This is a genomic window from Streptomyces diastatochromogenes, from assembly GCF_002242805.1.
Lineage (GTDB): Bacteria > Actinomycetota > Actinomycetes > Streptomycetales > Streptomycetaceae > Streptomyces > Streptomyces diastatochromogenes.
In genome coordinates, this window is sequence record NZ_MCGQ01000013.1 from 471,340 (window position 1) to 493,907 (window position 22,568).

Here is a 22,568-nt window from a genome sequence, read left to right on the forward strand (position 1 = left end):
CAAAATCTAACGCTTTACATAAGCCGTCAGTAACGATCGACAATGTCCCGGAATCGGAAGGCCCGGTTCATTCCCTGGTTCGGCTGAGCACTCCGCTGACGTTCAGGACCTCGTGGCACCCCTGCGCCTGACGGCCCGTGGCCGGTGTGCCCGGCTTCGCGCACGTCACGTCGATGGTCACGGTGTCGTTCGCGGGGATCTTGATGGGGGTCACCCAGTGATAGTCCTGGTTCCGGAAGGTCTCCAGCGCGATCGTGGTGATCTTGCGCTCGCCGAACGTGATCGTCAGCACCCCTTCGTCGCCCTGGAAGTTGGCGACGACGATGTCCGTGACCCCGAAGACGCTTTTCTCGGGCACCTTGTAGGTACCGGTCCTGGTCTGTCCGGCGGACGTCTTCAGGTCGATGGTCGCCGAGCTCTGCTGGCCGTCGCCACCGGAGGTGCCGTTGCCGCCCGAGGTGCCGTCGTCCCCCGAGGTGCCGGCACCGCCGGATCCGGACGGTGCCCCCGACGCCTGGCCACCGGGCTTGCCGCCCGAACCGGTGCCCGGAGAACTCCCGTCGCCCTGGCCCCCGGGGGGCGTGGGCCGCGGCTGGACCGCTTCGTTGGCCGCTTGCTTGGCGGCGCTGCGCACCGCCGGACGGACCAGCGCGAACCAGGCGAGCAACAGCGCGAGCAGCGCGGCGAGCAGCGCGAGCAGCCACTTCGGGAAGACGGGAATCTGGACGAACTCCGCGTCCAGCGGCGCCCGTACGGCGGGCTCGTCCTGCCTGGTGTCCGTCGCCTCCGCCTGGTCCCCGGTTTCGGCGGTGTCCACGGTGAACGGCCACACCACGGGATTGCCGAACCACACCGGCTTGGCCGTGCGGACCCGCAGTACGACCTCCGTCGACTCGCCGGGCTCGAGCTTCGGCTCCGCGGGGGTGAAGGCGAACCCCAGCTCCTCGCCGGCCTGGCCCGGAGTGAAGCGCACCTGCACCGGGGTGTTGCCCTGGTTGCGTACGGCCAGCCGGTAGCGGCCGCGCAGCCAGCCGCGCCGACGGCGCGGGGCCAGCTCGGTCTGGAGCTCGTGGAACTCCTCGATGTGCACGGTGGTTTCGAGGACCCGCACCGACTCGGGGTGCTCGGCCGGCAGGACCCGTACGCCGAGCGGCTTGTCACCGGCCCGGATCTCCGGGGAGCGCGGCGGCGTCAGACGGATCGTCACCGTCTCGGAGGTGCCGGGATACAGCGAGACGCGCGCGGGCTCCACCGTGGTCCAGGGAGCACAGTCCCCGACCACCTCCAGGCTGTACGCCTCGACGATGTCGCTGTCGTTGCGCACGGTCAGGGTGGTGGTGGCGATGTCACCCGGCATCACCGTCACGGCCGGGATGTCGAGGCCGGGCGCACCGGGTCCGGAAGGGGCTGCGGAAGGCGTCACGCCAGCACGGTAGGAGAGCGCCCCTGAGCGTAGCGAGGAACGCGAGGGCAACACCCGGGCAGTCACGGTGCCCGGTAAGTCAAATCGAACGTCTTTGTGACAGCGGGTCGTTGATGTGGCGCGCCGCCTCCCGGGCGTCGCCCTCCCGTGGTCGCCTCGAGTGCACCTCTTACCCCCCACGAACTCACGAAACAGGTACGTCATGTTACGAGTTGAGGAGAACGGCTCCGTTATGTCCGACGCCTTGTCACATGCGCCCGCTCAGATCGGCTCGACCCACCGGACCCCCCGCTCCGCTCGCCCGAACCGGGTGACCGTGGCCGTCTACGCCGCCGATCCCGTCCTGCGTATCGGCGTCGTCCAACAGTTGCGTCAGCGCCCCGAGGTCGACCTGGTGGACGAGGCCGACGCGGACCGGGCCCAGGTGTCGCTGGTGGTCGTGGACAGCGTCGACGACGATGTCGCCGCCCTGCTCAACCGGCTGCGGCACAACAACGCCACTCACACGGGCCTCGTGGTCGGCACCCTCGGGGCCGGCGGGCTGCAACGCGTCATCGAGTGCGGCGTGGCGGCGGTGCTGCGCCGCGCCGAGGCCGATCAGGACCAGCTCCTCCACCTGGTCCAGGCGATAGCCAACGGCGAGGGAGTGCTGCCCGGCGACCTGCTCGGCAAGCTGCTCACCCACGTCGGCAGCATCCAGCGCTCGGCGCTCGACCCGGGGAGCCTGTCGCTGTCCACCCTGACGACGCGCGAGGCGGACATGCTGCGCCTGGTGTCGGAGGGCCTGGACACCGCGGAGATAGCCCGCAAGACCGCGTACTCCGAACGGACCGTCAAGAACGTCCTGCACGAGATCATCACCCGGCTGCAGCTGCGCAACCGGGCCCATGCGGTCGGCTACGCGCTGCGCAACGGACTGATCTGACGGACGGGGCCGTGGGCCCGGGCCGAGGGCCGGGCGGACAGCCGCCCCGGCAGCGGCGGGGAACCCGGCACTGCCCGAAAGCGCACCGCACGCTTCCCCCGGGTACGGCCCCGCCGCCCTGCCGTGCCGCGCGCGGCCGGTACAGGGTGGCCGGGGCACATCCGGATGCCGCACCAGACTGTGAAGGGGACCGTGATGGAAACCGCTGGCTCCGGCAGGCGGTACCGCCTGGGGAGACTCGGGTCGTCGCTGCTGCTGCTCGTCCCGCTGCTCGGGGTGGCCGCGGCCGCCGGGCCGGGCAGCGCCGAACCCCAGGTGAAGGCGGCCGACGCCGCGGCCACCCGCGTCGCGTACGCCGGTACCCGGCACCGCAGTCTCGGCCGGGTCGACACCACCACCTCCAGCACACCGCTGTTCGGCGCGGGCCCGGCCCACTACGACGTCCAGCCGTCCGCCCTCGGCGACCAGTTGGTCTTCGCGAGCCGCCGCGACGAGAGGAGACCGCAGATCTACCTGCGGTCCGCCGACGGTTCGGTACGCCGTCTCACCAGCGGCCTGGACGCGGCACACCCCCGGCTGACGCCGGACGGCCGGGCCGTGGTGTTCGACTCGGCCGCACCCGGAGGCCCGGACGGCGGGACCCAGCGCGACCTGTGGCTGGTGCGCACCGACGGCACCGGCCTGACCCGGCTGACCGACACGCCCGCCGACGAGGAGGGCCCGACCGTGTCCCCGGACGGGCAGCGCCTGGCGTACTCCAGCGACAGCGACCCGGTGGCCGGCCGGCAGATCTACGTCCGGCCTCTGAACGGCGGCACCGCCACCCGGGTCACCGACCCGGCGAACGGCACGGCCACCGAACCGGCGTGGAACCCGGTCGACGACGCCGAGAACCGGAACTGGATCGCGTACACCGCCACGACCACCGTCGACGGGCAGTCCGTGCCCCACCTGCGGGTGACGAACGCGGACGGAGCCGGTGACGAGCCGCTCCTCGGGGGCGCGCAGGCACAGTGGCGTGCCCACGGGGCAGCGTGGCTGCCCGACGGGGACGGTGTGCTGTTCCTGAGCCCCGAGATCACCTGTGAGTGCGAGGGCGACTGGGACCACGTGTTCCGGGCGACCGCCCACTCCGACCAGGTCCCCGCGCTGGTGCTCAACGAGGACCGGGAGGTCCTCTCGCCCACCTGGCTCGGGCCGCTCGACGGCGGCGGTGCGGTGGTGGAGCGCACCTCGGCGGCCACCCCGCACAGGGTGACCCTGCAGGACGTCCGGACGGACGGGACCGACCCCCGCGACCTGGGCCTGCCGATCCTCGACGAGGACCCGGCGGCCGACACCAATACCGATCCCGCCAAGGACCCGCTGTTCCGGCCCGCGGCCGGGTACGACCCGTGGACCGAGCGGCAGAACTACACGCCCGACGGCCGCCGGATCGTCGTCACCCGCTTCGAGGACAACGCCGACGGCCAACGGATCGAGCGGATCTGGATGACGGACGCCGACGGCTCCAACGCGGCGCCCCTGCCGCTCGCGGGACGCGGCCCGACGGACTGGGACACCGACCCGACGTTCTCCCCGGACGGCAAGTACCTCGCCTTCACCCGGACTTCGCCGGGCGGCGTCGGCGAGGCCGCCGGACCCAGCCGCATCCTCATCGCGGAGGTCGCCACCGGCGCGATCACCGGCGAGATCACCCCGCCGGCCGGGCAGCTCCAGGGCCAGGACGCCCAGCCCACCTGGTCCTCCGACGGCACCACCCTGGCCTTCACCCGCAACACGGAGATCAACGGGGGCGGCGGCAACAAGCACATATGGACCGTGCCCGTGAACAACCTGTCCCAGCAGCGCGACCTGAGCGCCACGAACTGCCCGGGCAACTGCCAGGTCATCGACGACAGCCCGGCGTTCTCCCCGGACGGTCTCGGCATCGCCTTCAACCGCAAGAACGGCGCCGGCCGGATCGACGAGCAGAACGGCATCCTCCTGACGTCGCTGTCGGGCGACGACTGCCAGGTGCTGCTGCCCACCGCCGCCCGCGACCTGCCCGGCGCCTGTGGCCGGGAACTGCCGGAGAACACCGGCCCGTTCCAGCCACGGGACGCCGCCTGGACCGCCGACGGCAAGGGTCTGGTGATCAGCGCTCGCCCCGAGCGAGCCGTCAACTCCCCTGAGAAACTGAAGCTGTTGGACATCGCGTCCGGCGAGCTGACGAAGCTCACGACCGATCTCCCGGGCCGTCAGAAGGAACCCAGCGTCCAGCAGTCCGTGGACCTTGCCGTCCGGGCGCCCGGCACCGCCCCGGAGGTCACCGTCGGCGACTCCACCACGGTCCGTGTCGACGTCGTGAACCACGGCCCCGCGGCCTCCCCCGGCACCCGGCTGACCGTCGCCCCGCCCACCGGCGTGCGGGTCACCCGGATGACCTGGCCCGGCGGCACCTGCGACGCCGCCTCCCTGCAGTGCACGGTCGGCGTGGTAGCGCCCGGCACGACCGTTCCGGTGGACGTCACCCTCACCGGAGTCACGCCCGGCGACGCGCCGGTCGACTGGTCGGTCACCGGCGCGGTCCTGGATCCGCAGCCCAGCGACAACGCGGGCCGGACCGTGGTGCCGGTGCGCGAGGCCACCCCGCCCACGCCGCCGCCGACCCCGCCGCCGACCCCGACTCCCACTCCGACCCGGACCCCGCCCACCGTGCCCCCGCAGCCGCCGGAGCCCAAGGCCGGGCCCGGGGTGCGCGTCACGGCCCAGCCGAACCCCGGCTACGTCGGCGGGCGCGTGGTCGTGACGTACACCGTCCGCAACGGCCGCAACGCGCTGGCGACCGGGCTGCGGCTGCGCATCGGCCTCCCCGACGGCATCCCGAACAGCGGGCCGCCGGAGGGCTGCGACCGCTCCTGGGTGTGCGCGCTGCCGGACCTCACGCCGGGCGCGAGCACCGTCGTACGCGTCGTGCTCAGCCCCGACAAGGCGCTGACCGGCCGTGTCACCGGCGTCCTCACCACCACCGGGACGGACGCCGACAAGAGCGACAACACCGCACGGCAGCGGCTGCGCATCCTGCAGCCGCGCATCATCGCGGTGCCGGACATCGGAAAGCCCGGGTTCGTCACCTCCGTGCGCGGCAAGGACTTCCCGCCGGGCGTGCCGGTGCGGTTCACCTGGAAGCCGGGGATCACCGCGGCGGCGGCGCCGACCGTTCCGAAGCTGGACGGCACGTTCATCGGCCAGCTGCTCATCCTCGCCAAGGACCAGACCGGACCGCGCGTCATCACCGCCAAGGGCCCCGGTTTCTCACCGGTGACCACCGACTTCCTGGTGGTCAGCGGCAGCGTGCAGCCGCCCGACGAGGTGACCCGCCGGTGATCCACGAGGTCGACGAGGGGCTGCGCCGCCTGCTCGAAGCATCGGGCCTGCAGGCATCGGGCGTCGACGTGGTCTTCGACGCCCCCACCCGGGACTGGGCGGCGCGCCGCAGCGCCCCGACGGTCTGCGTCTTCCTGTACCACATCCGCGAGGACGCCACCCGGCGCGGCAGCGGCGCCGGGGAGGTGTACGACGAGGACGGGCATCTCGTGGCGCGCCGCAGCCCGCCGCGCTGGTTCGAGCTGACGTACCTGGTCACGGCGTGGGCGAGCCGCCCGCAGGACGAACACCGGCTGCTCTCGCAGGTGCTCGCCTGTCTGGTGGCCCACGACACGCTGCCCGCACGGCTGCTCACCGGCTCGCTCGCCGAACTCGGCCTGACCGTGGGACTGGACACCGCCGGGGCCGGCCTCGACGCACCGGCCGCCTCCGATGTGTGGTCCGCGCTCGGCGGGGAGATGAAGGCCTCCCTCGGGGTTCAGGTGCGGGCACCGCTCGCCGGCGTGACCACGGCCGCCGCACCCCCGGTCACGGAAGGCCTCGTCGTACGTTCCGCGGCCGGGCGCGAGGGCGAGGACGTGACGTCCGGGCGCCGGTTGCGGTACACGGAGGTCAGCGATCCGGGGCCGGAGGGCTTCACCGGCCCGCGCGAGCGGCCGCCCGCCCCCGCCCGACGCCGCCGCAGGGGGGACCGCCAGCCGTGACACACACCGCCGGACATGTCGTGGACGACCGAGCCGCTGTCCACCCCCATGCCGATGCTGCTGCCGAAGCCGTCTCCGGCGACGTGGACCACCTGTGGACGCGGCTTCGCGTGGTCGAGGAGCGGGTGCGCCACGCGGTGGCGGTCCGCCGGGCCGGCGATCCCGACCCCGACGACCCGTACCGCGGCCAGTACCTCACCCCCGAGGCGGCGGCCCGCATCCTGGACGAGCCGGGCGGCCTCGGCGTATCCGCGCACGAGCCGTGGCAGCCGCCCGCCGGGTCCGTCCTCGACGGCCTCGCCCGGCGGTTCGGGCTGTCCCCGCTGGACCTCGACCTGCTCCTGGTCGCGGTGGCACCCGACCTCGACGCGCGGTTCGAGCGGCTCTACGGCTACCTCAACGACGACCTGACCCGCCGTCGCCCCACGGTCGGGCTCGCCCTGGAGCTGTGCGGGCTGGCCGGGGCGGCGTCCGCCCGGTTCCGGCTCGCTCCCGGGGCGCCGCTGATCGTGGGGGGTCTGGTGGAGGTCACCGAGCCCGAACGGCCGCCGCTGTCCAGGGTGTTGGCGGTCCCCGACCGGGTCACCGGGCACCTGCTGGGCAGTGCCCGGCCCGACGCCCGGCTCGCCGGGGTGCTCGGCCAAGCCCAGGAGGACCCGACCGCCGAGGACGCGGACGTCCACCGCACGGCGGCAGCGGCCGGCACCGGCGTAGGCCTCGTCCATCTGCGCAGCCGGGGCGGCGACGCGGCGGGGCTGGCCGCCGCCGCCCTGCACGCGGCCGGGCTGCGCCCGCTGGTCCTGGACCCGGTGGCGCTCGCCCGACACCCCTCCGACGTACCGGAGCTCGCCCGGATCGCCGCCCTCGAAGCCCGCCTCATCGGCGCCGGAGTCGTCGTCGGCCCCCTGGAGGCCCTCCCCGGAGAGCCCGCCGAACGGGCCCGCACGCTCGGGGCGTTGTGCTCGGCGCTGCGAGGGATCCCCCTGATCACGCACGGCACCGTCGGCTGGGCCCCGGAATGGGCGGCCGACACCCCCGTCGCCCTGACCGTGCCGGCGCCCTCGCCGGAGCGGCAGGCCGAGCGTTGGCGGCACGCCCTCCAACGGGCGGCCGAGAACAACGCCGACAACAGCTCCCGCGACGGCCTCGCTCTCGGCGATGTCGACGCGCTTGCCGAAGCGGTCGCCGCGCACCGCCTTGACTCCGGGCAGTTGCGTCGCGCCGCCGATGTGGCGGTGCGTACGGCTGCCCTCGCGGGGCGCCCGGTCCACCCCGACGATCTGCGCACCGCCGTACGGGCGCAGAACGGCGCGGGGCTCGACCGGCTCGCCCGCCGGGTGGAGCCGGGGGTCGGCTGGGACGACCTGGTGCTGCCGGCGCCCACCCACCGCAGGCTGCGCGAACTCGCGCTGCGCGCCCGCCACCGCGAGCAGGTGCTCGGGCAGTGGGGGATGCGGCCCGGCGGCGGCCGGGGACGCGGAGTGATCGCGCTGTTCGCCGGCGAGTCGGGCACCGGCAAGACCATGTCCGCCGAGGTCGTCGCGGCGGACCTGGGCATGGACCTGTACGTGGTGGACCTGTCCACGGTCGTCGACAAGTACGTGGGGGAGACCGAGAAGAACCTGGAGCGGATCTTCACCGAGGCGTCGGCCGTCAACGCGGTCCTGCTCTTCGACGAGGCCGACGCGATCTTCGGCAAGCGCTCGGAGGTGAAGGACGCGCACGACCGGCACGCCAACATCGAGTCGGCGTACCTGCTGCAGCGCATGGAGTCCTTCGACGGGATCGCGGTGCTGACCACCAACCTGCGGGCCAACCTGGACGAGGCGTTCACCCGCCGCCTCGACGTGGTGGCCGACTTCCCGGTGCCCGACTCCGGCCAGCGCCTCGCCCTGTGGGAGCGCTGCCTGGGCGACCGGCTGCCCCGCGCCGCCGATCTGGACCCCGTCTTCTGCGCCGACCGCTTCGAACTCGCCGGCGGCTCCATCCGCGCCTGCGCGGTGACCGCGGCCTACCTGGCGGCCGAGTCCGGCAGCCCGCTCACCATGCGGCAGCTGGTGACGGCGGTCGCGCAGGAGTACCGCAAACTGGGACGGCTGGTCCTGGAGGGCGAGTTCGGTCCGTATCTGGCGGAGGTCACCGGCGCCTAGCCAGGCGAACTCTTATTTGAACACCGCCGCCTTGTACGCAGCAATTTTCCTGGCTTCCTCCACCTTCTGCGCCCCTTGGAATTGATTCATATGGGCCACGAGTGCGATCGGGTCCTGGATCTTGAGGAGGTATTCGGCCATTTCCTCTGTCTTGACCGCTTCGCGGAACTCCTCCTCGGTCATCGGGGACACCCCTTCCTCCAGCGTGTCTTTTCGCTCGATCGCGACGATCTCGTAGGGTGCGCCCTGCTTCGCGATCCACCCGAACTCGCCGGATGAGCCCTTCGCCAGATACTTTCTCTTGATCCGGACAGTGAGCACGAGTCCAAGCCGGGCTTCCGACGCGAAATGGGTAGCCGTTTTGGCATTCGTAGAAAATTCGATCAGCTCTGCGGTGCGCTCGTTGCGGGTCTGATTCACATATCCTGTGACGTCCTCGGGATCGGGCTTCGTGGTGTGCTCGTCAGGTGTCTGGAGTATCTTCTGGAGGCTGACGAAAGAGCCGCGAATCACCTCCCTCTGGAGATGCAGCCGCTGCGTGGGCGTCACACCGCGCTTCAGAAAGACTTCCTGTTCGCTGTCTTCGGGCAGCCCTGCGATGTGATCTTCGGCGCTGAGTTCCTGAGGCTGATCCTGCAGTGCGATCCGTCGCCCCTCCGGCTGTTCGTCCTCCATCATCCGCTGGACGGTTTCGTGGGAGCCGTTCGCCGCTCTGCGCTGGGCGATGAGGGAGGGGGCGGTCGTCTCCGCCGCGGCGTAGGCGTTGCCGTCCTTCTCCGCTGCCCGTTCGGAGTCCTGCTTCGGGTCGGTGACGCTGACTCCGGCGCTGTTGCTGTGGCCTGTCTCGGGTATGCCCTTGAGGTTCTTGTCGACGTGGCTGAGCTCGTGGCCGATCAGCTTCTCGTCGCCTGCGGTCCCGGCAGCGAGGAAGATGTGGTTACCGATGGTCATGGCCTGGGCCCCCATCGCCGCCGTGGCACGTTGGGCCACCGCGTCATGGTGGACGCGGGTGGAGGAGAGCCTGTCGTTCTGATAGAACGCACCGGCCTTCGCCACGACCGACGAGGGCAACGACTCGCTCGGCGAGTTCATGGCGGCGGCCAGCAGGGCGCTCTGCCCTTCCGGGCCGGTGTCCTGCACCCTGCCGTGGACGTGCCCGTCCTCCTCCTCGGCGCGCGCGACGGTGGCGTCGCCCAAGGAACGCTGGACCGGAGGTTCCTGCGACTGGTGCCCGCATCCGGGACCGTGCTGATGCTGGTCCTGCGCTCCCGGGTGCCCGGCCCGCCGCAGCCTCTCGACCACTGCCTGATTCCCGGCCTGGCTCTGCGGAGCAAGCATCCGTTGCACGGCCGTTCCGGCGGATGTGGGAGTCGCCCGCGTCCGCTGAGGTGCCCGCTCTTTACCCGCCGCGGTGTTCTCGTCACGGGCCAGTCCCATATGTCTTCCTCCCGCAATCAAAGGCGAACCAACCGCCTCACGCTCGCACGAAAGATGGCCGCTGCTGCGGCCCCCAGTCGACCGCCCCCGCGAACGACGCGTCCAGGTCCGTACGGGCACGGCGAGGGCAAGTCGGGGCGGCGGCCGGGCCGTTGGCACGTGCAGGTGAAGGCAGCGATCTTGCCCTCGGCCCGGTCCCCGCGTCCCTGTCGCCCCCGCGGAGCTCCCGCGCAGACTCGGCCTGGACGCAGGACTGACCCGTAAGGACGCGAAGGAGCGAGCATGCCGACGTACCTCACCCCGGGCGTGTACGTGGAGGAGGTGCAGTCCGGTGCCCGGCCGATCGAAGGGGTCGGCACCGCCGTCGCCGCGTTCGTGGGCTTCGCCGCGAACGGCCCGTTCCACGCGCCGACGCTGGTCACCAGCTGGGACCAGTACACCCAGCTGTTCGGTGGCTTCACCGAGGGCGCCTACCTGCCGCAGGCGGTCTACGGCTACTTCGCCAACGGCGGCGGCGCCGCGTACATCGTGCGGATCGGCGGATCCGCCGAGGGCGCCTCCGCGCCGGCGGCCCAGGGCGCCAAGCGGCAGGAGACCAAGGCCGTGGAGCCGGCGGAGCTGGGCGGTTTCCTGGTCGCGGCCAGGCCGGGCGTCTCCGGGGTGTCGGTGGAGGTCGCCGACGCGGACGGCGAGAACCCGCCGGAGGACCGCTTCAAGGTCCTGGTCCGCCAGGGCGACCAGGTGGCGGAGACGTACGAGGCCTCCGCCCGCAAGAACGTCAAGGGGTACCTGGTCACCCAGGCCCGCGCCTCCAGGCTGATCGAGGTCACCGAGCAGCGCGGCGCGGCCCAGAGCAGGCCCGCCAACCAGACCGTGGCGCTGGCCGACGCCCCGGCCGCGCCCGCCGTACCCGGCTCCGGTCAGGTGTCCCGCCTCGACGCGGCCGAGTACGTCGGTGACGCCGCGGCCCGCACCGGGTTCGGCGGCCTGGAGACCATCGACGAGATCACCATGGTCGCGGTGCCCGACCTGATGAGCGCCTACCAGCGCGGCGACATCGACGCCGAGGGCGTACGCACCGTGCAGCTCGCCGTGATCTCGCACTGCGAGCAGATGGGCGACCGGGTCGCCGTCCTGGACGCCCCGCCCGGGCTCTCCGCCCAGCAGGTGCGCACCTGGCGCAACGACGAGGCGGGCTACGACTCCCGGTACGCCACCCTCTACTACCCGTGGGTGCGGGTCTTCGACCCGGGCGCCGGACGCAACACCCTCGTCCCGCCGAGCGGTCACGTCGCCGGTGTGTGGGCGCGCAGCGACGCCGAGCGCGGTGTGCACAAGGCGCCCGCCAACGAGGTGATCCGCGGCGCGGTCGACCTGGAGCTCCGGCTCAGCAAGGGCGAGCAGGACCTGCTGAACCCGATCGGGGTGAACTGCATCCGGGCCTTCCCCGGCCGGGGCATCCGGATCTGGGGTGCCCGCACCCTCTCCTCCGACCCGGCCTGGCGCTACCTGAACGTGCGCCGTCTCTTCAACTACCTGGAGGAGTCGATCCTCCTGGGCACCCAGTGGGTCGTCTTCGAGCCGAACGACGACCGGCTGTGGTCGAGCATCCGGCGCAACGTCACGGCGTTCCTCAGCGAGGAGTGGCGCCGCGGCGCCCTGTTCGGCCGCACCGCCGAAGAGGCCTTCTACGTGAAGTGCGACCGCGACAACAACCCGCAGGAGTCCATCGACCAGGGCCGGGTCGTCTGCGAGATCGGCGTCTCGCCGGTCAAGCCCGCCGAGTTCGTGGTCTTCCGGCTGGCCCAGTTCTCCGACAGCACCAGCCTCATCGACGAGTGACCCGCGGGTCTGCAAGGAAAGGTTGACAGACAGTCATGGCAACGGGCGATGCTCTTTCCACCCATGTCTTCGGCGTGCAGCTCGGCGGCTACCTGGTCGAGTCGATCCAGGAGATCAGCGGGTTCACCGTCGAGGAGGATGTCGTCGAGGTCAAGCAGGTGACCTCGGAGGGCAAGCAGATCATCCGCAAGCAGCCGGGCGCCCGGCAGGCGGGCGAGATCACGATCACCCGGGGACTCGACCAGAGCAGCGAGTTCACCAAGTGGATCAAGGAGACCCTGAACAACGGGGCCGTGAACTCCGCGCGGCAGAACCTCACCATCGAGATCAAGGACACCGAGGGCAACACGGTCCGCCGTATCCAGCTGATGCAGGGCTGGGCCTCCAAGTGGGAAGGCCCGTCCCTGAAGGCGGGCGAGTCGTCCCCGGCCACCGAGACCGTCACGATCGTGTTCGAGGAGATCGTCGTCGAATGAGGCGTCGTACGGTGACGGCGGGCAACCTGGAGGAGATACTCCAGGTCACGGCACCCGCCGCGGCGCCGGAGCAGGCGGCGGCCGCCCCCGCCGCCGCGCCCCGGGAGGACCACGGTCTGCGCACCGAGTTCGAGTTCGAGCTGCCGCGCGGGTACGTCGACGAGGCGGGCACGGTGCATCGTCATGGCGCGATGCGCCTGGCCACGGCCCGGGACGAGCTGCGGCCCCAGATCGATCTGCGGGTCAAGGAGAACCCGGCGTACCTGAGCGTCGTGCTGCTGAGCCAGGTGATCACCCGGATCGGTAGCATCACCGACGTGCACGCCGGGATCGTGGAACGGATGTACGCCACCGACGTCGCCTTCCTCCAGGACTTCTACCGCCGCGTCAACAGCGAGGGCCACACCCGCGCGGCGGTGACGTGCCCGCACTGCGAGGGCGGCTTCGAGGTCGATCTCTCGGGTGGGCGCCTGGGGGAATCGTGACGTACGCCCTTCCCCGGCTCCGGGAGGAGATCGCGTACATCGCCTATCACTTCCACTGGCAGCGCGAGGAGATCCTCGACCTGACCCACGGCGAGCGCCGGCAGTGGGTGGCCGAGATCGCCCGCATCAACACCCGCATGAACGAAGGCGGTTGAGCACATGGCATGGCGGGACAGGCTGCGCCGCCGGGCCGCCGGACGACCGGACACCGCGGAGCGTCCGCGGCGCGCGGGGCGCACCGGCGCCCCGGTGACAGCTCCGTCCGGTGCGGGCCCGGACCCGGGCACGCCCGGCGGCTCGGGTTCCGCCGCGCCGGTTCCCTCCGTGCCGCACGACTGGGACGGCGGCTGGCGCCGCACCGCCGCGCCCGAACTGACCCTCTCCCGCGCTCCGCTCGGCGTCAGCGACGGCCTCACCTTCCGCGCGGGCCTCGCCGCCTGGCAGAACCCGTCGTTCGACACCGGCCTGGGGCACGCCCTGCGGCCCACGGCCCCGACCGGCCTCGTACGGGGCGTCACGCGCCCGGCCGCCGCGCAGCCCACCCACACCGGCGGGGGGCCGCTGCTGCTGCGGGCCCTGCGCCCGGCGGGAGTGGAGGCGCCGCAGGGCGACGGGAATCCGGATGCCGGGACCCCGGCCGGCACGGCCCGGACGCCGCACGGCCGGACACCGCAGGTCCGGCCGTCCAGCGGCCGAGAAGTGCCGTCCGGTCCGAGCCCGTCCGGCCCGCTGCCCTCCGCCCCCGTCGTACGGCCCTCCGGCGGTACGGGAGCCGGGGAAGCGGGCTCGGGGGCGGAGCCCGTGGTGGCGCGTCCCGGCGGCAACAGCGACAACAGCGCGGCGGGGGAGGGGCGTTCGGGCAGCGCTCCGCGGACCCGTGGCCTCACGTCCGGGGATTCCCCCGCCGTGCTCTCCTCGTCGCCTTCCCCTGTGCAACGTGCCGCGGCGCCGGGCACGGCCCCGGTCGTGACCCCCGCCGACACCGGCCGCCCGCCGGTCGCTCGGGAGATTCCGCTGGTACGACGTGTGGTGGTGCTCCCGGGCACAGCCGCCGACGGGGGCGTGGCCCGCTCCGTGTCCGACGGGTCCGCCTCGGCGACACGGGCCGGCGCGTCCGGGCGGGACTCCGGGAGCGCCTCCCGGCCGTCGGCAGGTTCAGCAGGCCGTACGCCCTCCGGCCCCGCCGCCCGACCGGCAGGGGCACAGTCCGCCGGGGGAGGCGGACAGCCGGAAGCATCCCGCGCCTCGGGCGCCGAGGCGTCCGACCCCGCCGTCCGGCTCCGGCCGGTGGGGCCTCGCCTGACCGTCGCCCGGCGCCCGGCCGGACCCGTGCGCCGCATCCCCGCCCTGCGGCCCGCCGCCACCCCGGCGACCGCGGGCAGCGCCGCCCCCGGCGCATCCGGTCCCGCCTCCGCCGAGGCCGCACCGGCCGGTACGGGGATGCCCTCGACCGGCCCCGTACAGCGCGCCGCCACCCGCACGGCGAGCCGCGCGCCCCTCGGTGCCCCGCTGAGCGAGCTGCCCGCCACAGCCGCACCGGCGCCGCACGCCGCCCACGCCCCGCAGCCCCCGCCCGGCGCCGGATCCATGTCTGGTCGGACGCTTCCGGTCGTCCAGCGCCACCCCGAAGGCACAGCGGAAGGCGCGGCCGGCACCTCGCGCCTGGCCGACAGTGGGGCGAGCGGAATGGCCCACGGCACCTCGCGCCCGGCCGACAGCGAGGGGAAAGGGACGGCCCACGGCATCCCGGACGGCCCCGCCGAGCCACGCCGGACCCCCGGTCCGGGCCGGAGCGGCGCACGTGTGCGCGGTGGCCTGGGCGCGCCGCTGCCCGCGTTGCCGCCGAGTGCCGATGTGACCGGTTCAGCCGCGCCCGGCGCCCGCGCCGCTCGCCCGGCGCCCAGCCCGGACGTCCCGCGCGGCCTGGCCCACCAGGACAGGGGAGCCGGAGCCGCTCCGGCACCGTCCGCGACGGATCGCGACCGGACGCCCGGCGAGGCCGCACCCCTCCGGCGGGAAGAGGGCGGAGCGGACGCCCCGCTGCTGGGGGCCGTCGACGTCCAGCGCAGTCTCGCGGACCAGCCCACCACCGCGGGCACCACGTCACCCCGCCCCACGAGCCATGGGGACGGGCCGGCCACACCGCTGGTGACGCCGTCTCCGGTCGGGGTACCGGAAGGCGCAGCGGGTACGGCAGGCTCGGCAGGGAATGCGCCACGTTCCGGTGTGACCTCCGGCGGGCCGGTCCCGGGCGGGCAACGGCCCCAGGGCCCCGGCGCCCCGGGCCCGGTCGTCGTGGCCCGGGCCATGGCTGACGGCACCCAAGGCAGCGGGACCCCTGCCGCCGGCCCGCCGTCCGCACCGGCGGCACCCCACGTCCTCGGCGCCGCAGACGCCCGGCCCCCCGGCGCGGCCGACCCGCGCGTTCTCACCGCGACCCGCTCCGGAGCGCACTCCGCCCCGGCGGCACTCCGCTCCCTCCAGTTGCTCCACGCGCGCCCGCTCACCGTGAACACCCGCGCTCCGGAGGGGGTGGCACAGCCCGCTGCCTCCCGCACCGGCGGCCGTCCCGTGGTGGCCGCGCGCTGGCCCGGCGCGTCGGCCGCCCGCCAGGGCGAGCCCGCGCCGCCCACCGGAGCGTCCGCGCGGCCGTCCCGGAGCCCGAGCCCGTCCGCAGGCACCCCGGCGAGGTCTCGGGTACAGCGGGCCGCGACCGCGCACGGGCCCGAGAGCTCGGGGGTACGAAGCACCAGTTCCCCGGCGACGCCTCGGGTACAGCGGGCCGCGACCGCGTACGGACCGGACAACTCGGGGGTGCGAAACACAGGTTCCCCGGGGAACGTCCAGCGCGTACCGGTCGTACGGCCTGCACCGCCGGGGCCCGAGACCTCCGGGGCGCTCGCCCGGGCCGACGCCGTACCGGGGCGTCCCCTGCCGGTGACTGCCCCGCAGGCGCCGCCGCTCGCGGACCGACCGCCGGCTACGTCGGCACCGGCACCGGCACCGGCACCGGAAGGGACCGTTCCCGTGGTCCGGCCGAGGAACGTCGAGCCAGGCCCCCGACCGGCGGCGGGCGGCGGCGGGAACAGCCCGACGGCACCCCCGGTCCAGCGCGCGGTCTCCGGCGCCGGGAACACCGGGTCCAAGGGCGTACCGCCCAAGGCGGCGCCGGCGCGCGGCAAGCAGCAGCCGTCCGGCACGCCCACCACGTCCTCGATGTCCGCCGCCTCCGGCAAGCGCACGGCCCACCGCGCCGAGGCACCGCAGGACCCCGGCATCGACCTGGACGACCTGGCGCGCCGTCTGCTGGACCCGATGGCCCGGCTGCTGCGCACCGAGCTGCGGCGCGGCCGGGAACGAACAGGCCGCCCCTACGACGGACGCCGCTGAGGGCACGGGACGGATCGGACGGATGACTGACGAATGACGGACAACATCTTCGCGACGAGCGTGTTCTTCCGGCTCGCGATCGGCGGCAACGACCTGGGTGCCTTCCACACCTGCTCCGGCATGGGCGCCGAGGTCGAGATGGAGAGCTACGCGGAGGGCGGCAACAACGACTTCACCTGGCAGCTCCCCGGCCGCGTGACCTGGTCGAACATCACGCTCACCCGGCCGGTCACCGCCGACACGGCGAAGATCGCCCGCTGGCTCGACGAGACGCTGAAGCGGGTGGAGCCCAAGGACGGCGAGATCGTGGCACTGCGGCCGGACCTGTCCCGGATCATCAGCTGGCAGGTGTTCGGGATCGTCCCGGTGCGCTGGCAGGGCCCGTCCTTCGACCCCAACAACTCGCAGGCCGCGGTGGAGACCCTGGAGATCGCCCACGAGGGGCTGCGCCCGTCCTGACCTGCCGTCATCGACCGTCCCGCGCCCCCGTTCCCGCCGTTCGCCCCGGAAAGGAAGTCCCGGCATGTCCCCAGCGTCCCGCTCCAGTCGGGCCAGGGCCCAGCTGACGCTGAAGGAGCCCCCGGCCTCCGTCGGCGCCAAGCCCGGCGGGACGATCGCGCGGCTGAACCTCCAGTTCAACCCGTCCACGCTGGAGCTGCGCAAGACCACCGAGTGGCGGCGCTCCCCGTCCCGGATGGCGGGGCAGTCGGCGCTGCCCGAGTTCGTCGGCAGCGGCCCGCGCGAGCTGAGCCTGGAGGTGTTCCTGGACGCCACCGCCACCCACGACAACTCCGTGGAGCTGGCGGTGGAGAAGCTGATGAAGGCGTGCGTGCCGACGCCGGCCAGCCTGGGCCGCAAGAAGCCGGCCAGTCCCTGGGTGCGGTTCGAGTGGGGCACCGCGCGGACGACCTCGTTCGACGGGGTGCTCTCCAGCCTGTCGGTGTCGTACACGCTCTTCGACGTGGACGGAAAGCCGCTGCGGGCCACCTGCGCGCTGTCCATCGAGGAGGCGAGCGTGGACCCGCCGGGCCAGAACCCGACGTCCGGCGCACGCACCGCGCGCAGTACGCACACCGTCGTGGCGGGCGACAGCCTGGCCCTGCTGGCCTGGCGGGAGTACGGCGACGCGACGGCCTGGCGGGTCATCGCGGAGGCGAACGAGATCGACGACCCGATGGCGCTCGTACCCGGCACCGAACTGGTGGTGCCGGGGCTGCGCGACGCGGGCGCTGAGGAGGAGCAGTGACCACACCCGAGGCGCGGGGCGGCCGGTCGTTCGCGGCGGACCCCGTCGTGGAGACCCCCGCCGAACTTCCACCGATCTGGGCCGCCCAGCTGGTGAGCTGCGTGGTGGACGAGAACGTGGGCCTGCCGGACGCGGCGGTGCTCACCTTCCGCGACCCCGACCACGAGTTCCTGAGGGCGACCGGCATCACCATCGGCACCCCGCTGCGGGTGTCGGTGGTGACCGTGAACGGGCAGGCGCGCGAGCGGCTGTTCAACGGCGAGGTGACCGCTCTGGAGGTGGACCGGGACCGCACCGGCTCGTTCACGGTGGTGCGCGCCTACTCCAAGGCGCACCGCCTCCAGCGCGGCCGGAAGGTGGTGGCGTACCGGAACATGACGGCGGCGGCGATCGTCCGCAAGGTGGCCGCCGGCGCCGGGCTGGCCTGCGGAACCGTGCAGGCCGCGCCCGTCACGTACCAGCAGCTCTCGCAGGCGAACGTGTCCGACTGGGACTTCCTGCAGTTCCTGGCGGCCGAGAGCGGCGCGCAGGTGCGCGTCGACGACAAGGGGCTGCTCCAGTTCACCAAGCCGCAGAAGGCGTCCGGCGCGCCCGCGCCGTCGACCCCGGCCACCCGGAACCCGATGGTGCTGGAGTACGGCCGGAACCTGCTGGCGCTGCGGGCCTCGCTGTCGGCCGCGGACGGCGCGCAGCAGGTGGAGGTGCGCGGCTGGGACGTCACCACCAAGCGGCCGCTGGTGTCCCGGCAGCCGTCGGTGACCAGTGACACGGTGGTGCCGGGTCTGAGCCCGGCGCTCGCCGCCCGCTTCGGCAAGTCGTCGAAGCTGACCGTCACCGACACCCCGTACCGCACCCAGGCCGAGACGACCGCCGTCGCGGACGCGGTGGCGGACCAGGTCGGCGCGGGCTTCGGCGAGCTGGAGGCGGTGGTCGAGGGCAACCCCCGGCTGCGGGCGGGCAAGCCCGTGGCGCTCGGCAACGTCGGGCAGGCGTTCTCCGGCAGGTACACGGCGACGGCGGTGCAGCACGTCCTCGAACCGCAGGGCGGGTACCGGACGACGGTGTGGGTCAGCGCCAGCCCGGACCGCTCGCTCACCGGCCTGGTGACCGGCGCCAACGCGCCGTCCCGCGGCGCGCGCATGCCGGGACTGGCGATCGGCGTGGTGACGGACGTACGCGAACCGGGCGGCTCCGAGCGCGGCGCGGTGAAACTGAAGTTCCCCTGGCTGGACGACACCTACGTCACCGACTGGGTCCGCACCGTGCAGTGGGGCGGCAAGGGCGGCGGAGGCGTGGTGAGTCCCGAGGTCAACGACGAGGTCCTGGTGGGCTTCGAACAGGGCCTGCTGGACAGCCCGTACGTCATCGGAGGGCTCTACAACGGCGTGGACAAGCCGTCGCCCCACGACGTCCCGCTGATCGACAGGACCAGCGGGAAGGTCAACCGCCGCTCCATCGTGTCGCGTTCGGGGCACCGCGTGGAGCTGCTCGACGCGAGGGCACCGGGGCGCTCCGGGGTGCGGCTGATGACCGGCGACGAGCGCCTCGAAGTGTTCCTCGACGACCGGCAGGACCGGATCGAACTGAAGGTGTACGCCGGGAAGGGCAGCCGACAGCCCCTCACCTCCGTCCTGCTCGACCGGAAGGGCATCACCCTGGACGCGGGGCGGGGCGACGTGAGCGTGTCGGGCCGCAACGTGGACATCCAGGGCAGGGTCGGCGTGAAGATCGGCGGCCGTTCGGTGAGCGTCACCGGCAGCTCGGACGTCACCGTCGACGGCGGCCTCCTCGGCGTCCTCAAGGCCAAGCTCATCCGCATCAACTGACCTCTGTCCCCGGACATTCCGAAAGGAGCGCCGCATGCCTGCCGCAGCCCGTACCGGCGACCCCACCAACCACGGCGGGGTGATCGCCACCCCGCCGCCCGCCGCCGCCAGGGCGGTGGCAACCGTGCTGATCGGCGGCCGCCCCGCCGCCGTCGTGGGCAGCGTGCACACCTGCGTGGTACCGCCGCACGCGGCCCTGGGACCCGGCAACGTGATCATGCCCAACCCGGCCGGGCTCGCCTCGGGCGCCGTCCTCATCGGCGGGCTGCCGGCCGCGCGGGCGCGGGACCAGACGACGTGCGGCGCCATGATCGTGACCGGCGCCCCGAACGTCCTGATCGGCGGTGTGTGATGAGTGAGCGGTTCATCGGCCGCGGCTGGGCGTTCCCGCTGCGGGTCTCGCCGACCGGCGGGATCGGCATGGTCGAACGGGAGCGGGAGATCGAGGAGGCGATCCGCCTGGTGCTCGGCACCGCGCCGGGCGAGCGCCCGATGCGCCCCGAGTTCGGCTGCGGCATCCACGACTACGTCTTCGCCCCCGGCAACGGCGCCACCGCCGGACGTATCGCACAACAGGTGCGCGAGGCGCTCGAACGGTGGGAGCCGCGGATCGCGGTGGACGACGTGGTGGTCGCCTTCGACGCCGTCGAGGACGGCACCCTCTACATCGACGTGCACTACACCGTGCGCTCCACCAACGACCGGCGCAACCTGGTCTTTCCCTTCTACACGATCCCCTCCGAGGAGGGGGCCGAGGAAGGGGGCGCGGACTGATGGCCCTGCCCTCCCCCAACCTGGACGACCGGCGGTTCCAGCAACTCGTCGACGAGGCGAAGCGGTACGTGCAGCAGCGCACCCCGGAGTGGACCGACCACAACGTCTCCGACCCGGGTGTCACGCTGATCGAGACGTTCGCCTACATGGTGGACCAGCTGCTGTACCGGCTGAACCGGGTCCCGGACAAGAACTACACCGCGTTCCTCGACCTGTTGGGCATCCGCCTGTTCCCGCCGGCCGCGGCGGGGGCCGATGTCGACTTCTGGCTGTCGGCACCGCAGCCCGACACGGTGGTGCTGCCCGCGGGCACCGAGGTGACCACCGCGAGCGGCGAGAGCGACGAGTCCGTGGTTTTCGCGACCACGGACGAACTGCGCATCGTGCCCAGCGAGTTGACACGTCTGGTGACCGCTCCGCGGACCGGCGAGCAGACCGACCGGACCAGGGAGATCGCCGAGGGCGGCGACGTGCCCTGCTTCCAGCCGGCTCCGCAGCCGGGTGACGCGCTGCTGTTCGGCCTGCCGACGGCGGTGCCGCGCTGTGTCGTCGCGGTGCGCCTGGACAGCCGCGTGGAGGGCGTCGGCGTGGACCCGCGGCAGCCTCCGCTCGTGTGGGAGGCCTGGGACGGCGGCGGCTGGCAGCCGTGCGAGACCGGCACCGACACCACCGGCGGCCTGAACCGGCCCGGCGAGATCATCGTGTACGTGCCGGCCGGGCACACGGCGTCGGTGATCGGCGTTACCCGGGCCGGCTGGCTGCGCTGCCGGGTGACCGAGGCGGAGCCGGGCCAGCCGTTCTACTCGGAGTCCCCGACGGTGCGCGAGGCGGCCGTGTTCACCGTCGGCGGCACCATGTCCGTCGAGCACGCCGAGACCGTGACCGATGTGCCGCTCGGCACCTCGGAAGGGGTCCCGGGGCAGACGTTCCGGCTCGGCCGCCCGCCGGTCCTCCTCGACGGCGAGCCCCCCGTGGTGGAGGTGTCCTCGGCCGAGGGATGGCAGCGCTGGGAGGTGGTGGAGCACTTCGGCCGCTCCGGTCCCACCGACCGGCACATCCGCGTGGACGCCACCACCGGAGAGTTCGCCTTCCCCCCGGCGCTGCGCGAACCGGACGGCACGCTGCGCCAGTGCGGCGCCGTACCGCCCAAGGGTGCCCACATACGGGTGGCCCGCTACCGCACCGGCGGCGGCCCGGCGGGCAACGTCGCCCGCGGCGCGATCTCCGTGCTGCGCAGCTCCGTTCCCTACGTCGCCCGGGTCACCAACCGGGAGGCGGCACGGGGCGGCGTCGCCGGGGAGACCGTCGCCAACGCCAGGCTGCGGGCGCCGGAGGCGCTGCGGATGCAGGAGCGCGCGGTGACCGCCGAGGACTACGAGATCATCAGCCGCCAGGCGGCGCCCTCGGTACGCCGGGTCCGCTGTCTGCCCGCCGCGGACGGTCCGGGCGCGGTACGGGTCCTCGTGGTTCCGGACGCGGTGGCCGACGAGGGCGACGACCGGCTCCGGTTCGAGCAGTTGATCCCCTCGGACCAGGTGCTCGAAGCGATCACCACGAGCCTCGACGAGCGGCGCCTGATCGGCACCCGCCTCGTGGTGGAGCCGCCGGTGTACCAGGGCGTCACCGTGGTCGCCCGGCTCGCGGCGGCGCCGGCCGACACCGACCGGGTGCGCGACGCGGCGCTCGGCGCGCTGTTCCGGCACCTCAACCCGCTGAACGGCGGTGCGGACGGCACCGGGTGGCCGTTCGGGCGGCCGGTGCAGTACGGCGACGTCTTCGGCGTCCTGCAGCGCGCCACCGGCAACGCGCTGGTGGAGGACATCCGGCTGTTCCCCGCCGACCCGATCACCGGCCGGCGCGGCGCCCCGTCGGACCGTATCGACGTGGCCCCGGGCGCGCTGGTCTTCTCCTACCAGCACCAGGTGGTCGTCACGGCCGTCGAGCCGGAGGCGCGGGGATGAGCCGCGCGGCCGTGCCCGGCCTGCCGAGCAGGTACCCGATCGGCGAGCAGCTGCCCGCCCTGTACGCCGACGACGACTTCGCGCAACGCTTCACCGCCGGTCTCGACACCGTCCTGGCCCCGGTGTTCGCGACCCTCGACAACCTGCCCGCCTACCTCGACCCGAGGGTGACCCCGACCGACTTCCTGGCCTGGCTGGCGTCGTGGGTGGGCGCAGCGGGCGACCGCGAGTGGCCCGTGGAACTGCGCCGCGAGGCGGTCGTCCGCGCGGTGGAGCTGCACCGGTGGCGCGGCACCAGGCGTGGCCTGGTCGAGGCCCTGCGCCTCGCGCTCGGGGTGCACGCCGAGGTGACCGGCGACGGTGGGGTGGCGTGGTCGGGCACCGCCGGTGCCGAGCTACCGCCGGAACCGGCCGCCGAGCCCCTGGTCCGGGTGTGGCCGGCCCGCGAGGCGCGGGTGGACGTGGACAGGGTCCGCGAGATCGTCCGGGCCATGTGCCCGGTGCACACGGCCTTCCGGGTGGAGCTCCTGCCCGCCCCGCCCGCTGACGAAGGGAGGTGA

Annotated in this window: 18 protein-coding genes; 16 read left to right on the plus strand and 2 right to left on the minus strand. The window is 73.4% G+C overall.

Annotated features, from left to right (window positions below; genetic code table 11):
- Window positions 1–67: 67 nt before the first annotated feature.
- On the minus strand, window positions 68–1,357 hold the full coding sequence (locus BEK98_RS16995; RefSeq protein WP_094217438.1) for a COG1470 family protein: 1,290 nt from the start codon (window positions 1,355–1,357) through the stop codon (window positions 68–70).
- 298 nt (window positions 1,358–1,655) lie between these two features.
- Here BEK98_RS16995 and BEK98_RS17000 point away from each other — a divergent pair, with 298 nt between their 5' ends.
- The 4 genes from BEK98_RS17000 to BEK98_RS17015 all read left to right on the plus strand — a co-directional run bounded on the left by BEK98_RS17000 (window position 1,656) and on the right by BEK98_RS17015 (window position 8,571).
- Window positions 1,656–2,348 (plus strand): LuxR C-terminal-related transcriptional regulator, encoded by a 693-nt coding sequence (locus BEK98_RS17000; RefSeq protein WP_094217354.1) that lies wholly within the window; start codon window positions 1,656–1,658, stop codon window positions 2,346–2,348.
- 195 nt (window positions 2,349–2,543) lie between these two features.
- Window positions 2,544–5,717, plus strand: a complete 3,174-nt coding sequence (locus tag BEK98_RS17005) for a DUF11 domain-containing protein (RefSeq protein WP_094217355.1) — start codon at window positions 2,544–2,546, stop codon at window positions 5,715–5,717.
- Window positions 5,714–6,421 (plus strand): Pvc16 family protein, encoded by a 708-nt coding sequence (locus BEK98_RS17010; protein ID WP_094217356.1) that lies wholly within the window; start codon window positions 5,714–5,716, stop codon window positions 6,419–6,421. The genes BEK98_RS17005 and BEK98_RS17010 overlap by 4 nt, the downstream gene beginning before the upstream one ends.
- 83 nt (window positions 6,422–6,504) lie before the next feature.
- Window positions 6,505–8,571 carry an AAA family ATPase gene (locus tag BEK98_RS17015; RefSeq protein WP_244201880.1) on the plus strand — a complete coding sequence of 689 codons (2,067 nt, stop codon included), beginning with the start codon at window positions 6,505–6,507 and terminating at the stop codon, window positions 8,569–8,571.
- 12 nt (window positions 8,572–8,583) lie between these two features.
- On the opposite strand, the gene BEK98_RS17020 is transcribed toward BEK98_RS17015, so the two are convergent.
- Window positions 8,584–10,008 (minus strand): eCIS core domain-containing protein, encoded by a 1,425-nt coding sequence (locus BEK98_RS17020; protein WP_094217357.1) that lies wholly within the window; start codon window positions 10,006–10,008, stop codon window positions 8,584–8,586.
- Between the two features lie 282 nt (window positions 10,009–10,290).
- On the opposite strand from BEK98_RS17020, the gene BEK98_RS17025 reads away from it, so the two are divergent.
- The 12 genes from BEK98_RS17025 to BEK98_RS17075 all read left to right on the plus strand — a co-directional run bounded on the left by BEK98_RS17025 (window position 10,291) and on the right by BEK98_RS17075 (window position 22,568).
- A complete protein-coding gene (locus BEK98_RS17025) occupies window positions 10,291–11,850 on the plus strand; it encodes a phage tail sheath family protein (protein ID WP_094217358.1) in 1,560 nt (519 codons plus the stop codon).
- Window positions 11,851–11,885: 35 nt separating this feature from the next.
- On the plus strand, window positions 11,886–12,326 hold the full coding sequence (locus tag BEK98_RS17030) for a phage tail protein (protein ID WP_094217359.1): 441 nt from the start codon (window positions 11,886–11,888) through the stop codon (window positions 12,324–12,326).
- Complete coding sequence (locus tag BEK98_RS17035) at window positions 12,323–12,811, plus strand: zinc-ribbon domain-containing protein (protein WP_094217360.1); 489 nt, start codon at window positions 12,323–12,325, stop codon at window positions 12,809–12,811. Before BEK98_RS17030 ends, BEK98_RS17035 begins: the two co-directional genes overlap by 4 nt.
- A complete protein-coding gene (locus BEK98_RS49035) occupies window positions 12,808–12,966 on the plus strand; it encodes a DUF6760 family protein (RefSeq protein WP_167444188.1) in 159 nt (52 codons plus the stop codon). Before BEK98_RS17035 ends, BEK98_RS49035 begins: the two co-directional genes overlap by 4 nt.
- A gap of 4 nt (window positions 12,967–12,970) precedes the next feature.
- Entirely contained in the window at window positions 12,971–16,201 is a 3,231-nt protein-coding gene (locus tag BEK98_RS50010) for a hypothetical protein (protein ID WP_094217361.1), read from the plus strand.
- A 33-nt stretch (window positions 16,202–16,234) separates the two neighbouring features.
- Entirely contained in the window at window positions 16,235–16,660 is a 426-nt protein-coding gene (locus BEK98_RS17045; RefSeq protein ID WP_094217362.1) for a phage tail protein, read from the plus strand.
- 64 nt (window positions 16,661–16,724) lie between these two features.
- Window positions 16,725–17,447 carry a CIS tube protein gene (locus tag BEK98_RS17050; protein ID WP_094217363.1) on the plus strand — a complete coding sequence of 241 codons (723 nt, stop codon included), beginning with the start codon at window positions 16,725–16,727 and terminating at the stop codon, window positions 17,445–17,447.
- Complete coding sequence (locus BEK98_RS17055; protein WP_094217364.1) at window positions 17,444–19,273, plus strand: VgrG-related protein; 1,830 nt, start codon at window positions 17,444–17,446, stop codon at window positions 19,271–19,273. Before BEK98_RS17050 ends, BEK98_RS17055 begins: the two co-directional genes overlap by 4 nt.
- 34 nt (window positions 19,274–19,307) lie before the next feature.
- Complete coding sequence (locus tag BEK98_RS17060; RefSeq protein WP_094217365.1) at window positions 19,308–19,625, plus strand: PAAR domain-containing protein; 318 nt, start codon at window positions 19,308–19,310, stop codon at window positions 19,623–19,625.
- Window positions 19,625–20,047 carry a GPW/gp25 family protein gene (locus BEK98_RS17065; RefSeq protein WP_094217366.1) on the plus strand — a complete coding sequence of 141 codons (423 nt, stop codon included), beginning with the start codon at window positions 19,625–19,627 and terminating at the stop codon, window positions 20,045–20,047. The genes BEK98_RS17060 and BEK98_RS17065 overlap by 1 nt, the downstream gene beginning before the upstream one ends.
- The gene (locus tag BEK98_RS17070) at window positions 20,047–22,008 is read left to right on the plus strand and encodes a putative baseplate assembly protein (protein WP_094217367.1); all 1,962 of its coding nucleotides are present in this window, start codon (window positions 20,047–20,049) and stop codon (window positions 22,006–22,008) included. Before BEK98_RS17065 ends, BEK98_RS17070 begins: the two co-directional genes overlap by 1 nt.
- Window positions 22,005–22,568: a phage tail protein gene (locus tag BEK98_RS17075; protein ID WP_094217368.1), complete on the plus strand. Its 564-nt coding sequence runs from the start codon at window positions 22,005–22,007 to the stop codon at window positions 22,566–22,568. Before BEK98_RS17070 ends, BEK98_RS17075 begins: the two co-directional genes overlap by 4 nt.

Coding starts and splice junctions, on each gene's coding strand:
- BEK98_RS16995 (WP_094217438.1), bottom strand. CDS start 1,357: ATGCCGGGTGACATCGCCACCACCACCCTGACCGTGCGCAACGACAGC.
- BEK98_RS17000 (WP_094217354.1), top strand. CDS start 1,656: ATGTCCGACGCCTTGTCACATGCGCCCGCTCAGATCGGCTCGACCCAC.
- BEK98_RS17005 (WP_094217355.1), top strand. CDS start 2,544: ATGGAAACCGCTGGCTCCGGCAGGCGGTACCGCCTGGGGAGACTCGGG.
- BEK98_RS17020 (WP_094217357.1), bottom strand. CDS start 10,008: ATGGGACTGGCCCGTGACGAGAACACCGCGGCGGGTAAAGAGCGGGCA.
- BEK98_RS17025 (WP_094217358.1), top strand. CDS start 10,291: ATGCCGACGTACCTCACCCCGGGCGTGTACGTGGAGGAGGTGCAGTCC.
- BEK98_RS17030 (WP_094217359.1), top strand. CDS start 11,886: ATGGCAACGGGCGATGCTCTTTCCACCCATGTCTTCGGCGTGCAGCTC.
- BEK98_RS17035 (WP_094217360.1), top strand. CDS start 12,323: ATGAGGCGTCGTACGGTGACGGCGGGCAACCTGGAGGAGATACTCCAG.
- BEK98_RS50010 (WP_094217361.1), top strand. CDS start 12,971: ATGGCATGGCGGGACAGGCTGCGCCGCCGGGCCGCCGGACGACCGGAC.
- BEK98_RS17045 (WP_094217362.1), top strand. CDS start 16,235: ATGACGGACAACATCTTCGCGACGAGCGTGTTCTTCCGGCTCGCGATC.
- BEK98_RS17050 (WP_094217363.1), top strand. CDS start 16,725: ATGTCCCCAGCGTCCCGCTCCAGTCGGGCCAGGGCCCAGCTGACGCTG.
- BEK98_RS17060 (WP_094217365.1), top strand. CDS start 19,308: ATGCCTGCCGCAGCCCGTACCGGCGACCCCACCAACCACGGCGGGGTG.
- BEK98_RS17065 (WP_094217366.1), top strand. CDS start 19,625: ATGAGTGAGCGGTTCATCGGCCGCGGCTGGGCGTTCCCGCTGCGGGTC.
- BEK98_RS17070 (WP_094217367.1), top strand. CDS start 20,047: ATGGCCCTGCCCTCCCCCAACCTGGACGACCGGCGGTTCCAGCAACTC.
- BEK98_RS17075 (WP_094217368.1), top strand. CDS start 22,005: ATGAGCCGCGCGGCCGTGCCCGGCCTGCCGAGCAGGTACCCGATCGGC.